The following is a 7,234-nucleotide window of genomic DNA, read 5'->3' as shown; positions in this document are numbered from 1 at the left end:
GATATAAGGAAAGAAGGAGGTAAAAAATCTATAATCAAAGTTAAGAAAAAGTGGAAATGGGTTATTGCCGATCCGTTAAAAGCCAGTGAATCTCCATTAAGAATTAACCTGATAGGAGAAGAACGGCCTGTTGTCCGACCGGAGATAATTCCGGGAGACGAAACAACGCCGTGGTCAATGGGATATGACCCTAACTTTAAGCCTAAGCTGGATAAAATCCCATTTATCAATGCGGGATTCCCAAGAGTGTAAGGATAAAAAATGAGATTAAAACTGTTATTACTGTTATTACTGTTATCAGGAGTGATTTTTATGTTGAGTGCTCAAGCAAATGAACCGAGGCTGTATATTCGCAGTTTATTTGATATCCAGTACGCCTTTTGTGCCATTAAAACTAATGAAGTATTGGGGATGGATAATCGCGATTCGGCTCAGGAAGGCAGGGGGTTTGGTAGCGCTAGTACGGCTGCTATGCTGTTAATGGCAAACGGCGAAAACGAAATCAGTCTGGAGTTTGGTGCACTGGGCTGGTTTGCAGCAGATGAAATGTCAGATAAAGCTCGTGATCACTTCAACCCTGAAGCTAAGTGCACGCTGGAGCTGACCGCCATGCACGGTAAAGACAGTAAAGTACTGACGGCAATTGAAGTGGCGATAGATAAAAATGGTCAACCCGTGGCAATCACACCAGCGAATGAAGCTAAATATGCTGCTATTAGCACACCGGTGGTGCGCCATGTGATACAGGCAGAAAATGTAGGACCCGGACATATAGAGGAACAATATTTTGATCCGAAAGAATTTCCATTAAATATGACCTTATACCGGTTTAGTCGTAATGTAAAAATCAGTGGCTTGCCTGACTGGGAATGGGTGAAGGCAACACCCTATACCGATACCCCTGAACAACGCCAGCAACTGCAACAGGCTTATATGACAGCCTGGCAAGCTTATAAGGCTAAAGATATGAATACGCTTCGTGAGCAACAAAAAGTTGCGCTCAAAGCTTGGGCTTGGGCTACTGGCGAAAGTGAAGAGAGTATTTTCTCTGATCAATCTGTTTACCGTAATATCAAAACAACGAGTTTCAGAATGATACCAATTAACTGGAACAATTACAGAGTTGAGATAATGAATCAGGGTAAAATGGTTAGACTGGTGAATAAGTCTGACTTAACGAATTCCCCACTATCCTACTATTACGTTGATGAAGATGGCGATACTGTTCTGGCTACTTTCGCACCAATCTTTTCATTAATTAACGGTCGTTTTGTCCAGGTGATTTAATGGATGTAATATCGGGTTATTTAGCCCGATATTCTTTCTTAATGGATAATGCAGTAAAAATTGGTAACATCGGCACAGCGTATATAGCGAAAGTGAGGCGACACCGATGATTGTGGATTTTGCCAGTATTAAAGTTGGATAATATCCCATTTATCACCCTCCCCCAGGAATGTAAGAATAAAAAATGCGATTAAAATTGTTATTACTATTATTAGGATTAATTATTATGTCCGGCGATAACTCACATGAACCAACTATTAGTAATAGGTGAATTCACATAATAAATGCAACATCGTTAATCTGGAAATAAACATGTTCGTATTCCTTTAAATAATTCATTCGGTGTTTTCCCTCCCCGTGTTTTTCGGGGGGTTATTAAATGAGTTTACTGATTTATTTAAACACCATTTGAATAGATGTCGATCGGTAAACTGTTTTTTTCGGTGATTCGTTAACAACTGAGGATAAAAAACAGATATCCATTAATGCCAGATTTTGAAAAGGTACAGAGTAACTAAAAACGGCTGATTCCCTATCATGTTTAATGTATTTATAAACGACGTTATCCTTCGCTTATTTTACATTTACCTGTCCTGCCATAACCATTTAAAAGTATGAAAACAGATGTATTAAAGCTTTTATATAAAAGACGGATTTAACTATAAGTGCAGTTTTTTAAATGACATTAACCATTAACAGAAAACTTAAAATAAATCAGCGAGAAAAAGAATATTATCCAAAAAAATATAACGGGGTATCTTTATACCACCAAGCTATTTACGGATTGATTTATGAAGATAAAAGACTTATAAAAACTGTTCATAATTGCCAGTAAAACAACGCCAGTAAAGATAAAATCGAATATGATTAACATTGATTAAATGTAAAAGGTAGATCAGCATTTATATACCGATATAATCTTTGATTATCTGATTCGAGCTTATAGTGAAATAATTAAGGATGTTGCGCTTGTATCATAGTAATTATGGTGGTTAGCTACCATCATATGAGATTTTCACAGATATGAAAGGTATGTATTTATTTGTAATTTTTATTCCGTGGAATTACTGATTTATCTCTCGAAAATAACAGTACACCGACAAGAACAATATTCTGTGGGCCATTTATTATCAGCCCACAGGAAATATTAACTATTCACTATTTCAAGCTAACCGCCAGTTTTGCGCAGATTGCTGTAATGTCCAAAGATCATGGTAAATCCCTCGATTTGCCAATAATTGCTGGTGTTGTCCTTGCTCTGCAATTTCACCATTATTCATCACCACAATTTTGTCTGCATATTCAATGGATGACAATTTATGCGCAATAACCAATACGGTTTTATTGGCTATCAATGACTGCATCGCTAATTGGATGTCTCTTTCATTTTCCGGATCAAGCGAAGCCGTTGCTTCATCCAAAATAATCAGAGGCGCATTTTTGAGTAATGCCCTTGCGATAGAAAGCCGTTGCAATTCTCCGCCAGAAAGGTGTATCCCATCTGCACCGATTTTCGTATTCAACCCATCAGGCAATTTATTCAGTAAACTATCCAATCTTGCCAAACAACAGACTCGCAATAATTCTTCATCACTGGCATCAGGACAGGCAATTCGCAGGTTATTACCAATCGTATCATTTAGCATGTAATGACTCTGGAATACCACACTGATATATTGCTGCCAATATTCCACCTCCATCGAAGCAATATCGACTTTCTGGTTGTCGCCGCCTACCCAAATACGTCCTTCAGAAAGTTGCCAAAAACGGGCTATTAGTGCAGCCAGCGTTGATTTTCCTGAGCCAGATGCCCCAACCAAAGCGGTCACTTTATTCGCTTCAATAGTTAGATTTATTCCTCGAAAAATTTCTGGTTTATCGGGATAAGCAAAATACACATTATCTAATTCAAGCGTCATATTATTGAGCTGCGGCCGGGTATTTCCCTGCGATAATTCAGGCAATTCAAATACTTTTTTAACCCGTTCTGTTGCCAGACTAAAATAATTCAATTCAGCCAGAAACATTGACATATTCAATAATGGCCGGAAAAAACGTACCGCCGCAATAAGAAATACCAGTACCTCCGCTAATGACAAGGTGTGCCCCAACCACCCCCAAGTCAGTGCGATCAATAATACGATAAATCCGCATTCCACCAACAAATTAAAACTGTATATCGGCCAGACGCCCGCTTTTTCAGCCGTTAGCGATTGCTGATAAGTCGTCGTAAGTACATTATTCAAACGGCCAAAAGCCTGACCAAGCATCCGATAAGATTTCAACACTTTCAGGCCATCAATATACTCCATCAAAGCATCATTAAGTTTGAATAGTAATTGCTGCATCCGACTTTGCCAGCGGCGCGCATATTGTCGCATCAGTAAATAAGCACACACCGCCAAAGGTAAAGTTGAAAGCATAGCCAGTGCCATACGCCAATCTTTTAATAATAATCCGATAGAAAAAAAACAGAGTACGGAAGCCGTTGCAATTATTGGTGCATACAAGTGCGTGAAGATATGTTCGATCATATCGATATCTTTCAGCAATGTATTATTAACGCTACTCATATCCGTCCGCTGAAAAAAACCCATCGGCATACGGCGTAAATGTTCTCCCAGATTTTTACGTAATGTACGCCCGGCATCGAAACCAATCTGTGAAATATTGAAATAAAGTGTACGAGCCAGTAATACCCGAACCAACATCAGAGCCGCACAACCGCCTACCAGTTTAAACTGATACATCATATCGGGCATATCAGAGAGCATGTCGAGAATGATGTAGTAAAGAAATGCGTAAGGCGCTGATGCCAGAAAAGCATCCAATATGGAGAGGGCCACCATACCTGAAAGCCCTTTCAGTGGTTTTCCAACCAGACGGGAAAGATTAAACGCCTTAAACATGTGAAACCTCCTGGTTACGCATAGCCACATGCCAGCTTTTTGCCGCCTGATGAGCATCCCACATATTTTGATAAAGTCGGCACTCCTGCAAAAGTTGCTGATGCGTTCCTTCCGCCACTTTACCTCCATTATCCATCACAATGATTTTATTAACATTGACCAGTGTATTCAGCCGATGAGCAATCACCAGCACCGTGCGCCCTTTCATCAAATGGGACAGTGCCTGCTGGATTTTCACTTCATTTTTCGCATCCGCATAAGCGGTGGCTTCATCCAAAATTAAAACCGGAGAATTTTTTGCTATCGCTCTGGCAATAGAGATCCGTTGAGCCTGCCCGCCACTGAGCGAGCCTTGCTGAACCACGGTTTGATATCCTTGCGGTAATTCACGAACAAATTCATCAACGCAAGCCGCTTTAGCCGCAGCAATAATCTGCGATTGCGTAATATCCTGATTCCCCATCCTGATGTTATTCATAATGGTGTCTTCAAAGATAAATACATCCTGAAAAACAAAACTAACCAGCGACATTAATTGATCCAAAGGCATCGCGGTAATATCGCTTCCCCCAATCGAAATACAGCCCTGCTGATACTCATATAACCGGGGAATAAGTTGAGCAGCGGTTGTTTTCCCGGCCCCAGAAGGGCCAACAATCGCGGTAATTTCCCCTTGCCGCGCAGTGAAAGAGAGGGCATCTACCGTAGGAATAACCGCATTATTATGGCTGAATGTGACATGTTCAAAACAGATGTCACTACCATCAATTGGCTGTGGAGCACCGCCCTCCCGTTGCCGGGGCTGCTCAGAAAAATCACGGATATTTTCCACACCTTTTAGCATTTGGCTGAACATACCCGCAAATTGCAGCAGGTTGTAGAGTGGCTCCATCAAGCCAATTCCCAACAGCATGAAGATAAATAATGTCGCCAGCGCCACATCCCCTTGGGCATACAGCCAGATACCAACGGGCATAATACATAACAATCCCAAATCCAACGCCAGCTTAAACAATGCCGCAGGCGTTCGGGTATCGACAAGCCATCCTGTGACTAATCGATGATGTTGTTCCACGGCATTGGCATACCGCTGATGGGAGTCGACTGTCATATTGAAAGCTTTGACCAGTGGCATACTTTTCACAAAATCCACCACGCTGGTATGCAAATCTGCTACAACCTGATGATAAGCTCTGATACGCGAATCAAACCCTTTAAAAATCCAGCACTGCATGGCAATAGCTAACGGCAAAGGGATCAACGCCAATAACGCCAACCTCCAGTCAAAGAAAAACAGCAATGTGGCCGCTGCCAGCGGTGAGACAATAGCGGCAGCGATATCCGGTAAGTGGTGAGCAATGAATGTTTCAATTCTACCAATATCATCTGAGATAATTTTCTTCATTGTTGCTGAGGTATGACGATTAGATGTCCCCAACGGTAAATCACCCACTCGCGCAATCACTTTACGGCGTAATTCAAACAGAAGCTGGAAAGCCGCTTTATGCGATAACAAACCGGAAAATAGTTGCAATATGATCTTACCCGCCAACGCCATGACTGCCAGACCGACCAACCACCATACCTGTGATGCAGCCGCATCCGGCTGATGCAGAAAAGTATCTATCAGGCGATAGATCAACACATAAGGCACCAACGCCAACAAAGAGTAGATAACGGCTAAGGTCATGGAAGCGATCACGCTTTTCTTTTGAGTCCCGATCAGTTTCATCAACCAAGAAAAAGCGCTGTCATCTGATTTCATTGTTGTACCTCAACTCGCTGAAGTTGAACCGACGGGCGGTTAATTATCGACGAAACCAAACGGAAACAAACCGCCACAATAACAATTGTGGTCACACTTCCTACCACCGCCGCATAGAAAGCATGGGTGAATCCCCAATAGTGTGCCAACGTTCCGGCAATGACCATTGCCGCACTACTACCAAGCACTTCACAACATTGCAGCAAGGTAAAATTGGTTCCTGGCTGAATAACATCCTGTTTGCTATCACCTTCGCTCCAGCGCATGAAACAAGAGAAGAAAGAGACGCAGCTCAGATTGAAAAAGAAACCTTCCAACATAAAGAAGATAAAGACCATAGTGGGATCTGTTGATGAGACAGTGAGTGAAATCGCCAGCCCTAACCAACATAACGCACTGGCAATCAGCCCACTTAATGCCAAAGTCGGGCTGGAAAACCAGCGATGAAGCAAACCCGCCGCCAACGCGCCAGTGATATAACTGATAATTAACACACTGCCGGAAATCAGAGCAATAAATTCCAGATTAACGCCCATATCTACGAGGAGAGGTGATATCAACCCAGCACCAAGTGTGCTAGCGAACTTAAACAACAATGCCATCAAAATAACCGGCAAACTTCCCTGACGGCGGAATATTTTCCAAACGGAAGCACTACCCGGTTTAACGGGAAGCTGCTGATCGATATTGAATTTGTCCTTATTAAGCATAAATGGAATATGGCAAACAATCTGAACCAGTAAAAAGAACAGCACCATGTTGTGCCAACCCACAGAGCTGAAAACATAAAGGCTGAGAATACCACCAACCAGCATTCCCAAACTAAACCCAGCAACTTGACCGACATTCACTTTAACATGACGGCTGCCGGCAAAAGTGCGTACTGCCAGAGCATCAACCGCCACATCCTGGCTGGCATAAAGAAGATTGATGAATGTGAGTATGATCAGCAAACCGATGACATCAGTTTGTGGGCTGAAAAACCACAGAGAAGCGACAGCAAACAATGAAAGTATTTTAAATAGTTGAATCCAGGCTAATCCGGCAGAAAGTTTGCCAAATCCCCACGGTTTATGGTTTTCAATGAAAGAAGCCCAGATAAATTTGAATGCCCAAGGTAACATGCATAAACCAATAAGACCGATAAACTGCATATCAGCCCCTTGCTGCCGTAAAATCCCCGGCAAAGCAAAAATTGCCAACCCCAGAGGAGCACCTTGCGCGCAATAAAGGCCAAATAAACCAACAAGGTTATAATTATATTTCATGATAT

At 42.0% G+C, this 7,234-nt stretch carries 4 protein-coding genes and 2 pseudogenes; 2 read left to right on the top strand and 4 right to left on the bottom strand.

The window, feature by feature from the left end; all coding sequences use genetic code 11:
• Both ACGF63_RS07480 and ACGF63_RS07475 read left to right on the top strand, forming a co-directional pair.
• Positions 1-252 (top strand): annotated as a pseudogene (locus tag ACGF63_RS07480) (hypothetical protein); the annotation flags it as partial.
• Between the two features lie 9 nt (positions 253-261).
• Entirely contained in the window at positions 262-1,287 is a 1,026-nt protein-coding gene (locus ACGF63_RS07475) for a hypothetical protein (protein WP_387629838.1), read from the top strand.
• A 295-nt stretch (positions 1,288-1,582) separates the two neighbouring features.
• On the opposite strand, the pseudogene ACGF63_RS07470 reads toward ACGF63_RS07475, so the two are convergent.
• The 4 genes and pseudogenes from ACGF63_RS07470 to ACGF63_RS07455 all read right to left on the bottom strand — a co-directional run.
• A pseudogene (locus ACGF63_RS07470) lies at positions 1,583-1,688 on the bottom strand (IS30 family transposase); the annotation flags it as partial.
• A 762-nt stretch (positions 1,689-2,450) separates the two neighbouring features.
• Positions 2,451-4,196, bottom strand: coding sequence for an ABC transporter ATP-binding protein (locus ACGF63_RS07465; protein WP_239002529.1), 1,746 nt, complete (start codon positions 4,194-4,196; stop codon positions 2,451-2,453).
• Complete coding sequence (locus ACGF63_RS07460; RefSeq protein WP_387629835.1) at positions 4,189-5,961, bottom strand: ABC transporter ATP-binding protein; 1,773 nt, start codon at positions 5,959-5,961, stop codon at positions 4,189-4,191. Before ACGF63_RS07460 ends, ACGF63_RS07465 begins: the two co-directional genes overlap by 8 nt.
• Positions 5,958-7,229 carry an MFS transporter gene (locus ACGF63_RS07455; protein WP_387629833.1) on the bottom strand — a complete coding sequence of 424 codons (1,272 nt, stop codon included), beginning with the start codon at positions 7,227-7,229 and terminating at the stop codon, positions 5,958-5,960. The genes ACGF63_RS07460 and ACGF63_RS07455 overlap by 4 nt, the downstream gene beginning before the upstream one ends.
• Positions 7,230-7,234 lie beyond the last annotated feature (5 nt).

The sequence above is a fragment of the Photorhabdus sp. RM322S genome, assembly GCF_042879395.1.
In the GTDB taxonomy this organism is placed as follows: domain Bacteria; phylum Pseudomonadota; class Gammaproteobacteria; order Enterobacterales; family Enterobacteriaceae; genus Photorhabdus; species Photorhabdus khanii.
Note: the sequence above shows the minus strand (reverse complement) of the source record. Positions and strands in the feature narration are given on the sequence as shown.